We start from the raw sequence: 17496 nt of genomic DNA on the forward strand, positions 1-17496 counted from the left end.
GATCGATGGATCTCAACGTTGCTTTTGCAGCGGCGCTCAAGGGCATGCGGCTGCTCAGAAACCTTCCGCAGCAAAGATTTTTCGCTACTACTTCCAGGGCCTATATGACACACCTGGAGCAAGGAAGGAGGTGTCCGGGCCTGGGCAAGATCGAAGATCTCGCTGGGGTGATGCACGTACATCCAGCGAGCCTGGTGGTGCAGTGTTATCTACAAAAAAATCCAGAAATGGATCTAGATAATCTGCTGGCCAAAATCCGGGAGGATCTTACTTTTGAAGGCTGTGAACAGGTGGACGACCCTTGTCCGCGATAGCGAATGAGCCAGGCAACTGATTAGCGAATATTCAGCTCGCAGTCATGATCTGGCGAATCACAGGCAGAGCCCAGTAGTGCCGTAGCACATCGAAATTGAAACCCAAGCAACAAAAGAAATGTTGAAACGGTTACTTTAAGAGTCTGATGCACATGTCATGCGTCAGACACTAAGAGCCGTTCCTCTGACGGAAAACTCACTGGAGCGAGACCTCAGGGTAAAATGACAGCCATGGCCCATGAGTGCATTTTGCGCAATGAGCTATGGATAAACGCCATGCTCAATCTTCCAAATCAGCGCTCGTACGGTTTTGATGCCGACTAGGGTCGATAGCAGGCTCGCGGGCGCGTATCCGCTCAAAGCAATACACGGGCTGACGAACCAATTGACGGTTGCTTTGCTATCTCTTTCAAAAAGCTCCAATGCATCGTGAATGACTTGGCTTTGAGCGAAGGCATAGTCGCTCTCCATTACTGTCAGTTTCTTCGTTTTCTTCAAGCGACGTCTCGTTCCAACCGAGATCCCCAGCAAGTCGAAGAACTGGTTCTCGGTTAATTCAAGTAACGTCGTGAGATCGCTGTAGAAGCCGAAGGTCAACTGGGTGTGGGCAAGATCTTCTACGTGTACTCCTGATGCAAGGTCAAGCATCTTGAGGGAGGCTTCGATTGGCTCCTCGATTTTGGCGCTCTCTGTTGTATTCACCATGGCGAGCCTTTTATTCCTCATCGAGTAGTAAGGTCCGTTTTGGAAAAAGTCGACCTCGGCGAGGTCTGGGAGACGGTTGTAATAGTCAAATAGGACTCCATCTGACTCTACAGGATTACGTTGACCCTATGTCCATTTCACATCAATTCCCGGCCCATAGATGGCAATTTCTCCCACCGCATATCTATGCACTCAGCTGGCGTCTCAGCAAGCGCTCACTCACGCTCAGACATTTTAGTCTTATAACTGTCAGTACCGATGCAAAACTGACCCACCCTACCGGTTGAAAACTGACCCACTTGGGCAAAATGCAGCTTTTGCGAGCTGCCCATGCTGTCCCAGGAGCAACACGTGGAAATCAGTGTTCTTATTCGTCAGGGTTTGTCTATTCGGGCCATCGCCCGGCAGATGGGCTGCTCTCGCAATACCATTCGACGCCACCTCAAATTACAGGCCCAGCGCCAGCCCGTCGTCTATGGCCCGCGCGCGCAGCGCGTGGGCAAGCTTGTGCCTTTCGAGGCCTATCTGCGCCAGCGCGTAGAAGCCGCTCGACCACATTGGATTCCCGCCATCGTGCTGTTGAGGGAAATCCGCGAACAGGGTTACGAAGGCGGATACTCAATCCTCACCAGCTTTCTGCTGACCTTGAAATCCAAGGCAAACGAAGCCGTCGTGCGCTTTGAAACAGAGCCCGGCGAACAGATGCAGGTGGACTTCACCGTCATTCGGCGTGGCCGCGATCCGTTGTTGGCATTCGTTGCAACGTTGGGCTGGAGCCGTGCGACCTACGTCGTTTTCTCCCGTCGCGAAGACTCCGCAGCTTGGTGTTCCGGTATCGAAAAGGCGCTGCGTTTCTTCGGCGGTACGCCGCGAAAGCTACTCTTCGACAACGCCAAAACCATAATCCAGGAACGCGATGTTTATGGCCCCGGTCAGCACCGCTGGAATCCCGCGCTATTGAATTTGGCAGAGCGCTACGGCTTCACACCGAAAGTCTGCCGGCCGTATCGGGCGCAGACCAAGGGTAAGGTCGAGCGCTTCAACCACTACCTGAAAAACAGCTTCGCAGTGCCACTGGCCGCGTCACTAAACCAGGTCAACTTGCTGTTGGACGTTGAAGTCGCGAACAGCAAGATCGGCCCTTGGTTGATGGAGGTCGCCAACGCCCGAACACATGCGACGACGGGCGAAATACCGCAACACCGACTGGATACCGAAGTGCACCACTTGTTGCCCCTGCCCCAGATCCAAGGGGTTGCGAGCAGCATGATTTCGGTCGCCCAACCCATGCCGGTGGAAAGCTTGCAGCATCCGCTCTCGGTCTATCAGGCACTGCTTGAGGTACGTCCATGAACCTTCAACATCTGCGCATCGAGTCTCTTTGCCAACAGTTCAAGCTGGACACTTTTGCGACGGACTGGCCGGCACTGGCCCAGCAAGCGGCCGAAAAAGAAACGAGCTATGCCGACTTCCTGGAACAGCTTCTGCTGAGCGAGGATCGCGCTCGAAACGAGCGGCGGCGGCAAGCGCTGCTGCAACAGTCCGGGCTGCCGGCGGTAAAAACGGTTGAACAATACGACTTCAAATTCGCCAGCGGCGCGCCGCAAAGCCAGATCCTGGAACTGGCCGGGCTGGCCTTCATCGAGCGTAAGGAAAACGTCGTGCTGCTGGGGCCTTCGGGCGTTGGCAAAACACACTTGGCCAGCGCTCTGGCTTATCGGGCGATCATGGCAGGCATTTCGACCCGATTCATCTCCGCCGCCGACCTGACTTTGCAACTCGTCGCCGCGCACCATCAAGGGCGCCTGGCTCAGTATTTCAGTCGCGTTGTTCAACGCTCGAAACTGCTGGTGATTGATGAGATCGGCTATTTGCCGTTCGGCCGTGACGAAGCCAACTTGTTCTTCAACGTGATCGCCAAACGGTACGAACATGGCAGCTTGGTGCTGACCAGCAACTTGCCGTTCAGCCAGTGGGCAACGACCTTCGCGGACGACTCGACACTGACCGCTGCGCTGCTGGATCGGCTTCTGCACCATGCGCATATCGTCCAGGTCAGCGGACAGAGTTATCGACTCAAGGACAAGCTGAAATCAGGTCAGGTGGTGCCGAGAGAAACGGCCTCGCCACAGAAATAAACAGACCTCAAACACCGCCGGGGTGGGTCAGTTTTACTTCGGTAGGGTGGGTCAGTTTTCAACCGGTGTTGACATATAACCTTCCTTTCCGTGGTCATGGGCCCCAGACCACCAAGAAATCATCGCTGCTTTTGACACGACGCTTATCGGTCCCAGGGCGGGAGAAGGCAATGTCCAGCATAGTCGGCGACCTTCTGGTGGAGCGCTCGTATCATGAGAACTGGGTTAACATTGGCTAACAGTCGCGGACAGAGGCTATTGACTTTACCTACCAATGAATCCGGCAGCAATTTTGCTGGCAAGCACTTCCCGCACGGCGCTGCGGATAATATACGAGAGCAGTTGACTAAGTTAATTAAATCCACAGTATGCTAGTAGTACGAGTTTTCGTTAGCAAGTAACCTTGGCAATATTGTATTGAGTACTTTTGTCGGCGTGTGCCGTGCTAGGAATTGTGATTTAGTCAATGAGATTTTAATTGCTGTGATGAGTAAATGGGAGTGTTCAATGCGTAATGAAGAGGCTGAGGCACCAACCGCTGTTGATAATAGGTGGATTGTAACTGAGGCGGGATTTTATGAGCGTTATAAGCCAATCAGAAATAATCTAAGGAAATATACCGTATCTAGCATTTTAGAAGTTTGCGCCGAAAAAATTAATAGTTTCAATACTGATGACTTGAACGGGCTTATGGCGCTTCCATGGCTTTGGATAGTGGTATTGAAATGGGCACTTATGGATTCAGGGCGCCCGACTGGAAAACAAAGAGAGATGCGTCCTAATGATTTGGAAGCTCTAGAGATGTTGGTTGTAAAGCTTTCGAATTATTCACGATTGCCGGATGATTACAAACCAATAGCGTTGTATAGTAGAGCAATGATATATCAGCAATATACATATCAGCATTTCGTATCGCTAAAAGGCATAATGAGACAGCGGGAAATGTTTTCAAAAGCTAAAGACAATGATTACTTCAAAACTGAATTCAGCTCAAAATATGGATTGGAGCTTGACACGTTTCTTAAGTTATCAGCCTTTTTGGTAGCCATACTGGAATCTAGAGGGATTTATAAATTTCATGTGCATGACTTGCCTATTGCAAAGTTCAGATTTAATGACGTCGAAAAATTTCTAACTGCAATTTCTATTGATATTGACCTTGTGGGCAGCCAGTTCAACGAGCTTTCTAGTCCTTACAGGCGGCCCGCTGAATTTCTTGAGCAGACGCCATTTTTAAATTTTCCAATAATAAAATGCGGCTTAGAATACTGGTGCGTTAGCAGAAGGGTTTTATCTAAGTCTTTAGATTATTTTGTTTATGATGCACTCAAGCGGACAACTAAATTCCCTGATAGGTTTGGTAGGCGATTTGAGACTTATGTTGGTGATGTTATTCAGCGGTCGAAACTCCCTTTTCGTACGGAAGGTGATTTAAAGAAGGTTTTAGGTCCGCAGAGTAAGTTGGTTGACTTTTTAATTCATTCTGGCGGGGAAAATATTTTTGTCGATGCGAAAGGGGTAGAGCTTGCCGATCGCGCAAAGTTTACGCATTTGAGTGATGTACTTAAGGGGGCAATAAAAAGTTCATTATTAAAGGCCGTAGAGCAAGGGCAGGAGGTAAAAATAAATCTGGACAGTGCTAGTGATTGCTCTTGGGGGGTCAGAAGCCAGCCTAGAAATTATTTGTTTGTGGTGACCTATAAATCACTCTACATAGGGAATGCTTTGTTTTTGGATCACTTAATACACGGGGAGGTGGTCCGCATTCTCTCATCTTATTCAGAGTGCAGCAGAATTCCTTTGGAGAATATATATTTTTTTAGTATTGATGAGTTTGAGTCGCTAATGCATCTTGTGGGCAGTGGAAAAATCACCATTAATGAAGCAATGGAGCGAGCAAAGGAGGCGGACTCAAACCTTGAAACGGAAAAATATTATTTTGCTGCTCACCTCTCCACTTGGCCAGAATATCATGACTTAGGGGGGGCTTTTGATGAGCAAGCGGAGGATTTTCTCTCTGAGCCTGGTCAATGACGGATGCTAACCGAATACGGTTTCCCAGAGTTCCACGACGCAACGGCGATGGTTGTTCATTTGAGTAATCGGCAATAGCATCCATGGTGTCGCATTCGAATTGAAGGGGGTGACGCTAGCGCCTTGGCGTGGGTAATGTCCACTATCTCTTTTTGGCCGGATGGTGCCAATCGTGACTGGCCGCTTTCGGCCAAAGGGTGTATTTCGTGAAGACTAGGTATGGACTCTATGCGGCTGGAGGCCTCCCGTAGACATCGGTTAAACAGTTACCATCGCTGTGCTGAAATAGGTAGTGCTTGCCCAATATTTTCTGATTTTCAAAAATTTCAGCATTGCTTCAACTTAATTCAACTGTAAACGGTAAAATCTGCTGCTTCGGGCTTGTGGGCGGTAATACACCATATGCCGTGATCATAACTATTTGCAAAATGCTCTGCGAATGCTAATTGCATTTCTGGAACATTACGGATGCGCACGCCGCCGTGAATGCTGTGCCCTCCATTAACGTTCATCTGCCCCCATGTGAAAACGCCGGAGCAAAGCTCGTAGGCAAATGGCATCTGCCAAATTAATGGTTGATATCCAGTGTGGACAATATTGCTGCACCAGTCGTAAACGTTTTTTATGAGCGTGAAATCGTAATCAACAAATTCAAATAGGTCAGGCCTAGCGATCATAAATGAATAGTGAAATCCATGTTTTAAGCGGGGGCGATTACCATTCCCATCACGAATGGTTACTGATATAGCCCGATCAAATTTCAGCTCCAATGCTTGCCGCAGTACGAATGCAGATGCGGTTTGAGCCTCTTTGTGAAATGATGCGATTATATTTTCCCCATGTGTGCCAGAGCAAACCAAAGCTTGTGAAAAATTATATAGGTGATACGTCTCTGTACGTATGGATTTGCCACCCGAGAAAAAAACGTATTCTTTGTTTTTTTCTTGCTCTAAAAATTCTACAAAATGCTTAAAATCAAATAAGTAATCATTCAGGACTTTTTTATAAAGTCGCATTAGATTTATTGAATCATCAGGTTCTTCCTCAAGTCGAAATCTAATCTCATCAAAAACCTTTTTCAGCTGAGAGACTCCAACTTTCAAATTGACTTTACAATAGCAACGAAAATCACTGATTGTGAAAAACTCTTTGGTGGAAAATACTTTTTCACTTAGAAATAATTTCGACCATTGCTTTCGAGAGTGCTTATCGGAGAGTTGTTGCATGTGCTGTACAAAGTTTTCAATCGCGCTCAATGCGTCGGAGACAGAATCTACTTTATTGAGTTCTAGGTCCTGAAGCGTTTTCAAAAAAACTTTAACTGGCATGAATTTGCATTCCTAACCCAAAAAAACACTCAAAATGATCGTTCGCACAGCGCCTGAATTGTCCCACATTTCGTAGTCCATACTGTCGGCTCTTGGCCGATAGCTGCCTGTCTTGAGTGGCAGTCGGCCACACGCGGCCGCTAATGAGCGGCCAGTGGCTCTCGTTAATCCGTTATATCGATGGGATGAATCATGGTTGCCGACTGGAATCACTTGTTCGTGAGCACCCCGTCAATTCACCCTTCCGATCCGTACCTTGGAGACCATCAAAACTTCGGTGGAGCGTTATCTCAGACACAGGCCGAACGAGGGTACATTGCCACAACTGCACTTAGGATTATCTGCACTCAGTGGAATGAGTTTATTACCGTGTGTGTTACACCTAGGCGCGCAATTGCATAGGGCCCGGTCGTTTGTATCGTGAAGTTCCCAGCCTTGATTTGTCGCCTCAGTTTCTGCCAAGTGTGAAGGAACGTTTTCATAGCAGCCAGGGTAGGTGGAGCGAACCATTCGGCTATATCGCGGTGCCGCAGGCGTGGAATGCCTGGTTATTGCACCTCCATGGTGAGGGGCAGCCATGCCAGTTAGCCCCTTAAGATAGTGAGCGGGGATGGAGGGGAAATCTGAGTCTCCGGTCAGTAATACTTTTTCAGGGCGGCTCTCAAGCTTTGCCGCTAGCGCCAACGACTCATTGTTCCTGAGATACGCAGAGTTCGTTTTCCAGTTTTTTGGAGGGCCGCATCGGATAATTGTGTAGTTGGTGAGAGATAACTTCGAACGTTTTGCAGGCCAAAATGTTAGAGCGCACGTCCCATCTGGAAGGAAAGTACGACTCAGCGTCAAGAGGAAATGAATGTGGCTCGGACCAAGCTTGTGGCGATGAAATCGTGGCCGGCGCATTAGCCATGGCCGTTTTAGGGCGTCTTCCTTGTATTTGGGGGCAGAATGCCAATGGCCGTTCTGATGATCAAACCGGGCCCTACCGGAAAGGTGCGCAAACCCCCAGTGATCCCAGTCAAGATGAGACAAAACTACCGGCTGGGGGCCGTTTCTTTGCAAGGATTCATCAAGAGGCGAAAACGGACCTGGCAACCGCAACGACTTTTTGTTGAATGACAGCGGCCAACCAAAATCGAAGAACATTAAGGGGTGTTCATATTGGTCTACCAGAGCGCAAAAGCTCGCCTGGCCCACGTCATAAACCGCAACGCCTACAGCGTCGTGCGCGCAGTCGAAAGGGATCAGAGTCGGAACTGTGGCATCCGCCACCGTGGGAAATTCCGCTATCGCTGCAAGCGCGCTTAGATTTCTCTTTGCAACAGAAGTCGATCGCACCCGCACCCAAAATATAGCTTCCGCTTGTTCTTCATCGCCTTCGAACGTGATCGATGAGGCTTGGAAACTCTCCTCGTCGCCATGCGGGTCAGTGCTAATCGACAATTCGATCCAACCTGAATTTTCCACAAGGTCGTTCGCTCGCTTCACCTCAAGCTTTGCAGTCAGCATGAACACCGGGAAGTACCTATCCAGATCTTCGAAAGCTCTATCAACGTTGAGCGTTCTGAGGGCAACAGCCGAAGACTTTGGGATAGCGTCGATCACAACGGTGGCGAAATCGGTCTGGGTATCACCATCGTTGACGACTGTTTCGAACGAGGCGTAGTAATCAACCCAGCGTGGTTCGAGAGGGGCTTTGCTTTCCATGCTGCTTTCTAATCCATGAGTAATAAGTGGTGCGGCTTGGTGGCTTCTGGGCGCAAGGGAGCAATGATAACGTGCAGTGAGGGCAATGTGCTATTGCGGTGCGCAGCCTTAATTTCTCCTTTCCTCGGCTTATGTCCGAGAGTTCAGCATGACTCGTGATGACGCAGGCAGGAATAACTGAGTCGCGCGCAATCCCGCCCGCCAAGATCAGCCATTGCAGGGCAGAGGCAGTATGGGGCACTTTTTTGTGACGTTTATGAGAGCGTCATCAGGGGATAATTACGCCGGCTATGCCACAGAGGATTGTTAGCCAATAGTTTTGATGAAAGTCAGCACCCGCTCTTTATCTGCCTGGTCGAACTGATGGTACTGAGTCAACAGCTCAGCTTCATCATCTGTTGCGGCATAGAAGAAGGTCGCGGGCAACCCCAACTCCGCAGCTATACGCTGGATCAACTCAAAACCCGGGACACGCCTTCCGACCTCATATCGATTCATGCGTGTCCGAGCAGATGCAGGCTCCAGCCCAATCCGAATTCCCAGTTCCTCCTGAGAAAGGCGGGCGCGCAGCCGCGCCTGCTTGAGTCTTGTAGATAGCGTGCTCTGCACCATGACGTCTTCTAGTAAAACAGTGGGGTCATGGTGCAATTTGAGATTTGTTCAAATGCTACCGATTTGGTAACTTTGCGCGCAGATGGCAAATCAGTGGCGCTGAGGTTCCGGAGCGCCGCCAATCAAAAAATCTCATAGGGACATATTTCATGATGGTTTGGCACAAATCGTCGCCATTGCGCTTCTTCCTTGCGTGCGCATTCCCCGTCAGCTTGATGGCCGGTTGTGGCGATGGAGCAGGGGAGATCCAAAAGCAGCCCGCTGCGGTCTCAGCAGCCAAAAAGTCAGATGCTGATACGGAGTCCGTAGATGCGGCTGTAATGCAGCAAATCGCAGAAGAGAATGCCCCGCGTGTCGTGAGTTTTCCTGATCCTGGAAAAGCTGAAGCGAACGCTTATCTCGACGCCCGGATGCCGATGACCGCGTTTAACCTTTACAACGCGAAACGGGATTGGATTGAAGCGCCAGATGATATTGCCGACTCGATTGCTGACGCTTCCAACGTACGAAAGGCAAACCCGGAGCTTTATCGCTTAGCTTCTGGGAGGCTGTCGGAGAAGGACAGCTTCAAGCGGAAGGATCTAACCAAGGCAATAGGCGCTCTGGTAGCGGAGGAGGCTGAAAACGCCAAGGCCAATAATTTAGTGAAATTGAGTTCGGACGAATGGCTACCGATTTCGCTCAGCGGTTACGACGATCAAGCCAAGGGCTTCCATATCGACAACTGCCTTTTCTCAGACAAACTGGAGTACACGGACGAAGAACAGCGAAGCCAAAGCAGAATGGCTGAGAATCCACTTCGGTGCTATCTCAATCCCGGCCCCATCCCCTATTACATCGGCTTCCAGGGTGGTTCCAACGTATGCGTCCGGGCATCACGCCTTGCGTGATTAAACCGGCTGCCACTTATGCGGAAGCAACTGCTCGATTTCACTCGCCCGCTGCGTCGGCAGGCGCATGAGAACATCCTTTAGATAGGCGTACGGGTCATGACCATTCAGCCGCGCAGACTGGATCAAGCTCATGATTGCCGCCGCCCGTTTTCCGCTGCGTAGCGACCCGGCGAAGAGCCAGTTCTTGCGCCCAAGAGCCCATGGTCGGATCTGGTTCTCCGCCCAATTATTATCAATGGGTACGGCCCCGTCATCGAGGTAGCGCGACAGCGCTGCCCAGCGTTTCAGGCTGTAATCGAGCGCTCTGCTGATAGCCGAACCTTCGGGCACAAGATCACGCTGGGCGATCATCCAGGCATGCAGCATACCCATCACCGGTACGGCTTTTTCTTGCCGTATTCGGCACCGTAAATCCGGCTCCAGATCGCGCACTTCGCTCTCGATTTCGTACAGCAACTGGATGTAACGCAGGGCCTGCTCGGCGAGCTGGCTCTTGTTAGTAGCGTGCAATTCGAAGAACTTGCGCCGGGCATGGGCCATGCAGCCGATCTCGGTCACGCCGAGTTCGAAGCTGGCCTTGTAACCGCCAAAATCGTCGCAGACCAGCTTACCTTTCCAGCCTTGCAGGAAGTTGCGAGCATGTTCACCGGCGCGGCTGGGACTGAAGTCGTAGACGACAGCGGCTGTTTCGCAAAATTGGCTGGTGGCGTAAGCCCAAACATAAGAGCGGTGGGTTTTCTTCGAACCCGGAGCGAGCATCTGCACCGGTGTTTCATCGGCGTGGACGACCTGCTGCCCGAGCACTACGTTGCGCAGTGCATCGACCAGGGGCTGCAACTGCACGCCAGTAACCCCCACCCATTGAGCCAAAGTCGAGCGTGGAATCGCCAAGCCGGCACGACCAAAAATCGATTCCTGACGGTAAAGCGGAAGATGATCAGCGAACTTCGCGATCATGACGTGGGCAAGTAACCCAGCAGTCGGGATGCCCTTGTCGATGACCTGCGCCGGTACGGGGGCCTGGATCAGCGTTTCGCAGTCATCGCAAACCCACTTGCCACGAACGTGGCGTTCGACGGTAAACACGCCGGGCGTGTAGTCCAGCTTTTCGCTGACATCTTCACCGATGCGCTTGAGTGCGCAGCCGCATAGGCAGTGGGTGTTGTCCGGTTCGTGATGGATCAACATGCGTGGGAATTCTGCCGGCAATGCGGTGCGCTTGGGCTTTTGCTTTGTTTCGGTCGCCGCTGGCGCTATTTGCAAGGCTTGAAGCTCAGCCTCAATCGCCGCGATATCGGTATCGATCAGGTCATCAAGCAGGCTGGCCTGCTGCGGATTCATCTGCTCGCTGCGCTTGGCAAACTTCAAACGCTTGAGTTGGGCGATCTCGTGGGTCAGCTTCTCGATCACCGTTTGATCGCGGTTGATCTTCTTACCCATTGTTTCGACGGTCTTGCCCATGGTCTCGACTTGCGACAGCAACTGCGCAGCGAATGCACGCAGTTGGTCGGGATTCATTTGATCGAGATTGGGCGAGGAAGTCATGCCCTGGATTTTACCAAAGCAGACCGCTTGCGACAGCAAGCCAAGACGCAAATTAGAGTTTTTAAAGCAGTGTGATTGCCCCGCCAGCTCCAACGCGTTGCCAAGGTAGACCGAGCACCAAGGCCTGAAGTTGCTCGGTATCCAGCTGCATTTCGCTGCCTTGTCGAATGCCTGGCCAGTGGAACTTGCCTTGGTTCAGGCGACGTGCAGCCAGCCAAACGCCAATCCCATCGTGTACCAGCACTTTCATGCGATTGGCACGGCGATTGGCAAACAGATAAGCGCAGTGCGGCTTCGCCGCACCGAACACCGCGATCACCCTGGCCAGCGCAGTTTCAGTGCCGGCGCGCATGTCCATAGGCTCGGTGGCGAGCCAGATAGCATCGATGCGGATCATGGCGTGAGCCCACGGACAAAGCGGGCGCAACTTTCAGGATCGGAAGTCGGCCATTTCACTGTGAGCGTTTGCTCGCCAAGCGACAGCTCAATAATGGCCATCGCTTCTGTCTGCCGTTTGGGCGTGGGTCTCAATGGAACGAAAGCCGGCAACGCCGCTGGCAATTGATCCCGGTAAAGCGGCAGCCACTTGCGGATCACGTTGGCGTTGATGCCGTGACTGATGGCAACGCTGGATAGAGTCGCGCCCGGTTGCAGGCATTCCTGAACAACCTGGGCCTTGAAGGGTTTTGGATAAGAGCTTCGTTGGCGCATGGAAATCCTGACGTTAAGGGTGATCGCGTCCGCTTAAAAATACGCGGACACCATCGCCCTTAATGCTGGAGTTCGGAAGGTGACTTGGCCGGACGCTTACGTTCCAACGTAGTGTTAGACGTGGCCGATGAAACTCTCGCCCGAAAAATCGAAGCGTCGCGAGACACCATAAGAATCGATATCTATGGCTACGTTCGCTCGGTAGAGCGGGAGCGCTATGCCGGTGAGTTCGGACCCCAACGATACGTCTTGGTTGGCCCCCACCGTATAGATCTGAGAGACGGCACTTGGATTTGCCCCTACAAAACCGGACACCAACTCCCCGTTAAATTGATGCAGCTGCCAAGCGCCTGAACTCCCTCGGCGAGCGATAGTTCAAGGCACTGTGCGGATGCTGCTCGTTGTAATGCTCAAAGGCAATTGCCAGGTTACGCAGCGCCGTTTCCCGATCCGGTTTGGGCATGTGCGCCACGTAGTCACGCTTGATCGTCTTCACGAAGCTCTCCGCCATCCCGTTGCTCTGCGGGCTGCGAACTGGCGTGGTCACCGGTTGCAAGCCGATCTGCCGAGCAAAAAGGCGCGTCTGTTCGGCCGTGTATGCCGAGCCGTTATCGCTTAGCCACTGCACCGGCGTTGTCGGCAGCTGATCACCAAAACGCTTCTCCACGCTTTCCAGCATCAAATCGCGGATGTCATCGCCGCTGTACCCGGTCGGGCTCGCGACCCAGCCGATGGCCTCGCGATCACAGCAATCCAGGGCGAAGGTCACGCTCAGTTTTGCGCCGTCCTCGCAGCGGAACTCAAAGCCGTCCGAGCACCAACGCGTATTGCTGGTCTTCACGGCAATACGGCCTTCGTGCCGACGCGGCACACCGGGCTGTTTGATCCGCCGCTCAAGCAACAAGTTGTGATCACGCATGACCCGGTAAACCCGCTTCACGTTGATCGCTGGCAGCGACTGGGTTTCACGTTCGCGGCGCAGTAATCCCCAGACACGACGGTAGCCGTAGCTGGGCAACTCGCTGACTTGCTGTTGGATTTCCATCACCAACTCAGCATCGTCCACAGGTCTGCTTCGCCGTACTTTGGGCGATACCGATTGTTTGATTCGAACCGTTAATTGCGAGCGCGCCACACCGAGACATTCGCTGACCAGCTTCACTGGTCGTCCCCCGGCAACAAGGGTGAGTGCGCAATCCATTTTCGCGACCGGGCAATCTCCACGGCCTCTTTGAGGATTTCTGCTTCCATCGTTTTCTTGCCCAGCATCCGTTGCAGTTCACGGATCTGCTTGAGCGCATCACTCAGCTCGGAGGCCGGCACCACGGCCTCGCCAGCACTGACCGCCGACAGGCTGCCGTCCTGGTAAAGCTTGCGCCACAGGAACAACTGGTTGGCATTAATGCCGTTGCGCCGGGCCACCACCGAAACGCTTTGTCCGGGCTCAAGGCTCTCTCGAACCATGGCCAGTTTTTGCTCTGGGCTCCAGCGGCGCCGCCGCTCCTGGCCCAAAAGCTCACCACTCTTATCGTTGCTATTAGTCATAAACATAACCGTTTGCCTATCCCTTATCGTAAGGGGGAAACGGTGTCCTGTCTTTCATGGGGCTCGTTCAGCACTACCGGTGAAGTCATCTACACGAAAAGCATTTAATTTCGAATTAATGTCTTCCATGAAGGCGGTATGGCTTATGGCACTTGTGATTTTGGATGGCGTTATTCAGGAGATTGGCGTTGGTTCATACGTCAATCATCAATGGGTGCTTTCGTTTGTAAAGGTGGACGGGACACGCGTCAAAGATGTTGTGTGTGACGACTTTATGAGGTCATTTCTCAAAGTCGGCAAAAAGGTGAAATTAGCTCTAGTGCGTCGTTGGTCAGGAGCCAACATTCTATATTCAGCTCAATTGGATGACGGTGAGGTTGTCACCAGAGGTAAGGCACTTCCGATGGTCCAGGCCATGATGATCGGATTTGGTATTTCACTTCTTTTGAGCCCTATATTCATGGGCATTATACGGGCAACAGATTCGATTTTATTATCCTTGCTGATACTGGTAGGTACGGGGATGACGATTTCCTATCTCGCCATGAAGGACCATTTCAAGGCTCGAAAAGTCTTTCATAAACCGATGCCCTGAGAAAGGCGAGAGCATCCTAGGCGTCTAATCAAGTCACTCAAGTCCTTTGCTCGTTAGAAAGAGTTTCTTGCAAAGCTCTGAGCGAAGAGGGGCGTAATTCCACGCCTGACCTGCTGTGCTTCAATCAGGCAAGCGTCCAATGGAGCGATAGCTGTTGCCGGGCAAGCGGCAACAGCTCAGTTCCGTAGCTGTTGAGTTCCAGATGTACCTAGCCCCCTATGGACGACCTACGCCAGCGTCGCTCCAGAGAAGGTCGGTGCACGTTGAAGCTGCCATTCAATTTGTCGACGTGCTGTGGAAATAATGTCGGTAAACAATAGGCAGCTGACACCGGGTTCAAGTTCTCGGGAGGGGAAGCCATCAATCCGTCCTCCTATTACTAGAATTTTTATTGGCTTACCGGTATATCCGGAAAGCTCATTCCGATACCTAGTTGCTTGCTGGTAGTCCATATAGCTCAGAGAGTGGGAAGGACGCTTAAACTCGATCAGCAAGAACTCCCCAAGCAGGCTTTCATTCAGCAATAAGTCCGGACGAGTCGTGCCTTGTGCCCCAGAATACTTCTGATCCAGTAGCTCTTCGATCTGCCGTTTCAACGTGATATTGGAGCTGAAGATTGTGAACGCAGCGCCCAAAATCCAAAGGTTCACTTCTATAGCTTTGTGTACCGTCGACTCAAGGCAGGCTTCATTTCGGACTAGGCGTTCCAAGTCTTCCAAGAACTGCAATCTGGCCTTGGCTTGATCGACTAGAACAGCCATGTCTGCAAGACCAAAACTCTCCAGTGCATCAGCAAGGTTCACGATATCACCGCGATTTGCTTCAGCGAGATGTTCGACGATAGAGCGGTATTCGGTACGCTCTACGGCCTCAAGAACGACAAATGCCAGAGCCTGTACCTTGTGGGCAGGTTCGTCGTAATACTTCTTCAAAACTTTTTTGATTGCTCGATCCGCGAACTCGCGCTTGTGCTGCGGCAGCTTTTCCAATCGGCCGGAGACTGCTTTTTGCAAGCGAGCGTGCGCCATCCGCATTTCCATGCCGTGCGTGGCGCGGAAAGCCTCAACCAAATTCTGTTGTACGAAGGCGACGATCTGTAAGTAGGCCTCACTGTTTTCGATTACCGAATCCCAACCTGCTGTCACATAATCGATCAGCCCGTCAGCCTCGACCTCGCCATACAGCTTCTTTAACAGGCGAGAAGGAATCTCATCGTTATTCTCCAGGCCAAAAGAACCAGGCTTGCCGACCGCTTTTCCTTCCACCATCAGATTAATGCCGGGGCGTCTCAGGCCACTTTTCTTTTTGCTGATCGCAAAACGAAGAATCACATCTCCTGCATGGGGGAATGTGCCCCGCACCTCAGTAAATTCGCCCTCAAGGTCATCAATGCCCAGAGGTTTGCCATTGATGATGATCTTGAAGTCCTTTTGCCGACCGTACTCCATGATCAGCTCTTGGCGCAGGCGGTCAGCACTTGGGTAACGAAGTCCCTGGCGAAGATGCGTCAGTGTCACGCAGGTTCCATGATCTTCGGAACTGCACTCGCTCACCTCCAACGGCAGCGTCAAGTGCTCAATATCAGACGCCGACTCAAGATCCTGAATGCCGAGCGTGAACGAAATCTGCTGGCCACGAGCCTTTGTTGTGAGGCACATCACCGAAGCGGACATGAGCCCGGCGAATTTTCCAATCCCTTTCTTACCTTTGATCGGGCGCCGCTTTTTTGATGTGCGTCCATCATTCCGCATCCTTCGGTCAGACGCGATTTTCAAATAGTGAGATTCAAGCTCCTGACGCGTCATCCCGTTGCCATTGTCGTTCACAACAATAGGGCCATCAGTCAGGGGCTCAGGCAGTTCTATTACCACCTCTTCAGCATCTGCATCCCATGCGTTATCAACCAGCTCTTTAAGAGCTTTTTCTGTCGTTGAGTAGTCTTGGCTGAGCAACGTTGCCAGTCGGGAGTCAACCTGAAAATTTGCTTGCTGCATCGCGTATTCCATCACGGAAGGTCGTTGGCCCTTAGGCACATCCAGGACATGCGCGAAAGGCCGTTTCAGCTCATTCTACACGGATGGCCTAATGATGGCTCGATCCGTAAGGGAAGTGCGGGCGGTATCGAAATTAATCCTTCAACGTTCCACCTTAGACGTTGAACCGCGCCGCTGAATCGAGTCCGTCAATGTCGCCTTCTTCAATTTTTAGATCCAGCATCTGGATAATGAGGTCAGCCATGTCGTCTTTAAAATTACGTTCCCCGTCATGGTTAAGAATTCGACCTATCGCTCCAGCGATCACATCTGACAATTGGATCAGAGCACTATTTTTTGATGAGGCGGTCTGTAATGAGGTCAGTCGCAGCTTATCCTCATACCGTTTTTTGAAGGTTTCCCCTACACGCTCTCTTAAGTCAGAAATAACAAAGGAGTCCAGCGATTGCTCTTCATCCACAGTTACCTCCATCTCTCTGGGTAGATCTATCCTTCCGCTTTCCAGCTCATGAGCGGCACCACGCGCAAGCATCAGCTCATGCAGCTTGAGAATTGTTTCTTCAATCGGACGATTGGTTTTCGCCCGCTCGACTGCTATGTATTTAAATCCTAGATATTCACGATTTTCTACAATTACTCCAAGGTATGATTTCAAGGTTTCGTAATCGCTTTTACCAAATTTTGTGAAATGAACTTCTCTATTTTTCCAGACAGATTTGGTTTTCCATTCGCTTATGGCTTTGCTGGTGGCGAATACCGCTCTGCCATTGAGAACCCAAACGGATGCTACAATTACGAACTTGTGCGTTTTCCCTGTTTCATCTGAAAATATATGCACCTTCTTGACGGGTGGGGAGTCATCAATGACTGCACCTTCCATTTTCTCTTCATTTCTTCTGCGGCTTTTTTTGATTTCAGTATCTGCTAAAAATAGCTCGTACTCGTTTTGTATTTTAGCGCGGGCACGGACGATGTAATGAAGCCGTTCCAGCTTGAATAGATCTTTTGGTTGAATCCCGCTTTCTTTGTATAAGTCTGGTTGGAATATTTCCCAGTATTTCAATGAAAGCGAAATGTCGCTATTTCGAGTGTGAGGATAAAGGTTTAGTACGTATGCAACTCTAGGCTTCAAGGAAGAAAAGTCAGCGGCAGCTACCGAAGATAGAAGCTCTTTTTTCTCCTTCTCAATTTTTTCGTCCTTGGTTAAAACCTTCTTCTCCGGTTTTTTCTCGACGTCATCAGGTGGCAGCGGAACAGCATCTTCAATGGGGTAAACCGTGCTCATTACACATTCCTTGTTTTCAAGCTGTACGGGGTTTCGTTGAGCGCTTATAGGCGCAATATTTCTTGATGATAGCCTATGGCTTGCATTACGTTA

General features: G+C 51.1%; 16 protein-coding genes. 6 read left to right on the forward strand and 10 right to left on the reverse strand.

Going from position 1 to position 17496, the window contains the following annotated elements:
- The first annotated feature begins 5 nt into the window (after positions 1-5).
- Positions 6-314 carry a helix-turn-helix domain-containing protein gene (locus ACYZTU_RS06810; RefSeq protein ID WP_461968933.1) on the forward strand — a complete coding sequence of 103 codons (309 nt, stop codon included), beginning with the start codon at positions 6-8 and terminating at the stop codon, positions 312-314.
- 261 nt (positions 315-575) lie between these two features.
- Here the strand turns inward: ACYZTU_RS06810 and ACYZTU_RS06815 are convergent, their stop codons facing one another.
- Positions 576-1019, reverse strand: a complete 444-nt coding sequence (locus ACYZTU_RS06815) for an antitoxin Xre/MbcA/ParS toxin-binding domain-containing protein (protein WP_461968935.1) — start codon at positions 1017-1019, stop codon at positions 576-578.
- Between the two features lie 330 nt (positions 1020-1349).
- Between ACYZTU_RS06815 and istA the strand changes: the two genes are divergently transcribed.
- The 3 genes from istA to gapS1 all read left to right on the forward strand — a co-directional run bounded on the left by istA (position 1350) and on the right by gapS1 (position 5191).
- Positions 1350-2372 (forward strand): IS21 family transposase, encoded by a 1023-nt coding sequence (gene istA, locus ACYZTU_RS06820; protein WP_461964101.1) that lies wholly within the window; start codon positions 1350-1352, stop codon positions 2370-2372.
- On the forward strand, positions 2369-3157 hold the full coding sequence (gene istB, locus ACYZTU_RS06825; RefSeq protein WP_131061594.1) for an IS21-like element helper ATPase IstB: 789 nt from the start codon (positions 2369-2371) through the stop codon (positions 3155-3157). The genes istA and istB overlap by 4 nt, the downstream gene beginning before the upstream one ends.
- Before the next feature lie 507 nt (positions 3158-3664).
- On the forward strand, positions 3665-5191 hold the full coding sequence (gene gapS1 / locus ACYZTU_RS06830) for a GapS1 family protein (RefSeq protein ID WP_461968937.1): 1527 nt from the start codon (positions 3665-3667) through the stop codon (positions 5189-5191).
- 347 nt (positions 5192-5538) lie between these two features.
- Here the strand turns inward: gapS1 and ACYZTU_RS06835 are convergent, their stop codons facing one another.
- The 3 genes from ACYZTU_RS06835 to ACYZTU_RS06845 form a co-directional block, all read right to left on the reverse strand.
- Entirely contained in the window at positions 5539-6519 is a 981-nt protein-coding gene (locus tag ACYZTU_RS06835; protein WP_461968939.1) for a hypothetical protein, read from the reverse strand.
- A gap of 285 nt (positions 6520-6804) precedes the next feature.
- On the reverse strand, positions 6805-8223 hold the full coding sequence (locus ACYZTU_RS06840) for a ComEC/Rec2 family competence protein (protein ID WP_461968941.1): 1419 nt from the start codon (positions 8221-8223) through the stop codon (positions 6805-6807).
- Positions 8224-8529: 306 nt separating this feature from the next.
- Positions 8530-8835: a helix-turn-helix domain-containing protein gene (locus ACYZTU_RS06845; protein WP_461968943.1), complete on the reverse strand. Its 306-nt coding sequence runs from the start codon at positions 8833-8835 to the stop codon at positions 8530-8532.
- 149 nt (positions 8836-8984) lie between these two features.
- Between ACYZTU_RS06845 and ACYZTU_RS06850 the strand changes: the two genes are divergently transcribed.
- The gene (locus tag ACYZTU_RS06850) at positions 8985-9725 is read left to right on the forward strand and encodes a hypothetical protein (RefSeq protein WP_461968945.1); all 741 of its coding nucleotides are present in this window, start codon (positions 8985-8987) and stop codon (positions 9723-9725) included.
- Here ACYZTU_RS06850 and tnpC read toward each other — a convergent pair whose 3' ends face one another.
- The 4 genes from tnpC to ACYZTU_RS06870 form a co-directional block, all read right to left on the reverse strand.
- Positions 9726-11273: an IS66 family transposase gene (gene tnpC / locus ACYZTU_RS06855; RefSeq protein WP_461964104.1), complete on the reverse strand. Its 1548-nt coding sequence runs from the start codon at positions 11271-11273 to the stop codon at positions 9726-9728.
- A gap of 61 nt (positions 11274-11334) precedes the next feature.
- A complete protein-coding gene (gene tnpB, locus ACYZTU_RS06860) occupies positions 11335-11670 on the reverse strand; it encodes an IS66 family insertion sequence element accessory protein TnpB (protein ID WP_461964106.1) in 336 nt (111 codons plus the stop codon).
- Entirely contained in the window at positions 11667-11984 is a 318-nt protein-coding gene (gene tnpA, locus ACYZTU_RS06865; protein WP_461964108.1) for an IS66-like element accessory protein TnpA, read from the reverse strand. The genes tnpB and tnpA overlap by 4 nt, the downstream gene beginning before the upstream one ends.
- 325 nt (positions 11985-12309) lie before the next feature.
- Positions 12310-13529, reverse strand: a protein-coding gene (locus ACYZTU_RS06870; RefSeq protein WP_461963761.1) for an IS3 family transposase whose coding sequence is annotated in 2 segments (ribosomal slippage) — positions 12310-13184 and positions 13184-13529 — 1221 coding nt in all. Because the reading frame shifts where the segments join, the coding sequence is not laid out codon by codon here.
- 145 nt (positions 13530-13674) lie between these two features.
- Here ACYZTU_RS06870 and ACYZTU_RS06875 point away from each other — a divergent pair.
- On the forward strand, positions 13675-14124 hold the full coding sequence (locus ACYZTU_RS06875; protein ID WP_461968947.1) for a hypothetical protein: 450 nt from the start codon (positions 13675-13677) through the stop codon (positions 14122-14124).
- 227 nt (positions 14125-14351) lie between these two features.
- Here the strand turns inward: ACYZTU_RS06875 and ACYZTU_RS06880 are convergent, their stop codons facing one another.
- Both ACYZTU_RS06880 and ACYZTU_RS06885 read right to left on the reverse strand, forming a co-directional pair.
- Positions 14352-16118 (reverse strand): ATP-binding protein, encoded by a 1767-nt coding sequence (locus ACYZTU_RS06880; protein WP_461968949.1) that lies wholly within the window; start codon positions 16116-16118, stop codon positions 14352-14354.
- Positions 16119-16272: 154 nt separating this feature from the next.
- Positions 16273-17403 (reverse strand): DUF3800 domain-containing protein, encoded by a 1131-nt coding sequence (locus ACYZTU_RS06885; RefSeq protein WP_461968950.1) that lies wholly within the window; start codon positions 17401-17403, stop codon positions 16273-16275.
- Positions 17404-17496: the final 93 nt, after the last annotated feature.

The sequence above is a fragment of the Pseudomonas sp. HLT2-19-2 genome (assembly GCF_054898005.1).

Bases quoted from the DNA above. Each gene is read 5' to 3' on its own strand.
- ACYZTU_RS06810 (WP_461968933.1), top strand. From the start codon at position 6: ATGGATCTCAACGTTGCTTTTGCAGCGGCGCTCAAGGGCATGCGGCTG.
- ACYZTU_RS06815 (WP_461968935.1), bottom strand. From the start codon at position 1,019: ATGGTGAATACAACAGAGAGCGCCAAAATCGAGGAGCCAATCGAAGCC.
- istA (WP_461964101.1), top strand. From the start codon at position 1,350: ATGCTGTCCCAGGAGCAACACGTGGAAATCAGTGTTCTTATTCGTCAG.
- istB (WP_131061594.1), top strand. From the start codon at position 2,369: ATGAACCTTCAACATCTGCGCATCGAGTCTCTTTGCCAACAGTTCAAG.
- gapS1 (WP_461968937.1), top strand. From the start codon at position 3,665: ATGCGTAATGAAGAGGCTGAGGCACCAACCGCTGTTGATAATAGGTGG.
- ACYZTU_RS06835 (WP_461968939.1), bottom strand. From the start codon at position 6,519: ATGCCAGTTAAAGTTTTTTTGAAAACGCTTCAGGACCTAGAACTCAAT.
- ACYZTU_RS06840 (WP_461968941.1), bottom strand. From the start codon at position 8,223: ATGGAAAGCAAAGCCCCTCTCGAACCACGCTGGGTTGATTACTACGCC.
- ACYZTU_RS06845 (WP_461968943.1), bottom strand. From the start codon at position 8,835: ATGGTGCAGAGCACGCTATCTACAAGACTCAAGCAGGCGCGGCTGCGC.
- ACYZTU_RS06850 (WP_461968945.1), top strand. From the start codon at position 8,985: ATGATGGTTTGGCACAAATCGTCGCCATTGCGCTTCTTCCTTGCGTGC.
- tnpC (WP_461964104.1), bottom strand. From the start codon at position 11,273: ATGACTTCCTCGCCCAATCTCGATCAAATGAATCCCGACCAACTGCGT.
- tnpB (WP_461964106.1), bottom strand. From the start codon at position 11,670: ATGATCCGCATCGATGCTATCTGGCTCGCCACCGAGCCTATGGACATG.
- tnpA (WP_461964108.1), bottom strand. From the start codon at position 11,984: ATGCGCCAACGAAGCTCTTATCCAAAACCCTTCAAGGCCCAGGTTGTT.
- ACYZTU_RS06875 (WP_461968947.1), top strand. From the start codon at position 13,675: ATGGCACTTGTGATTTTGGATGGCGTTATTCAGGAGATTGGCGTTGGT.
- ACYZTU_RS06880 (WP_461968949.1), bottom strand. From the start codon at position 16,118: ATGCAGCAAGCAAATTTTCAGGTTGACTCCCGACTGGCAACGTTGCTC.
- ACYZTU_RS06885 (WP_461968950.1), bottom strand. From the start codon at position 17,403: ATGAGCACGGTTTACCCCATTGAAGATGCTGTTCCGCTGCCACCTGAT.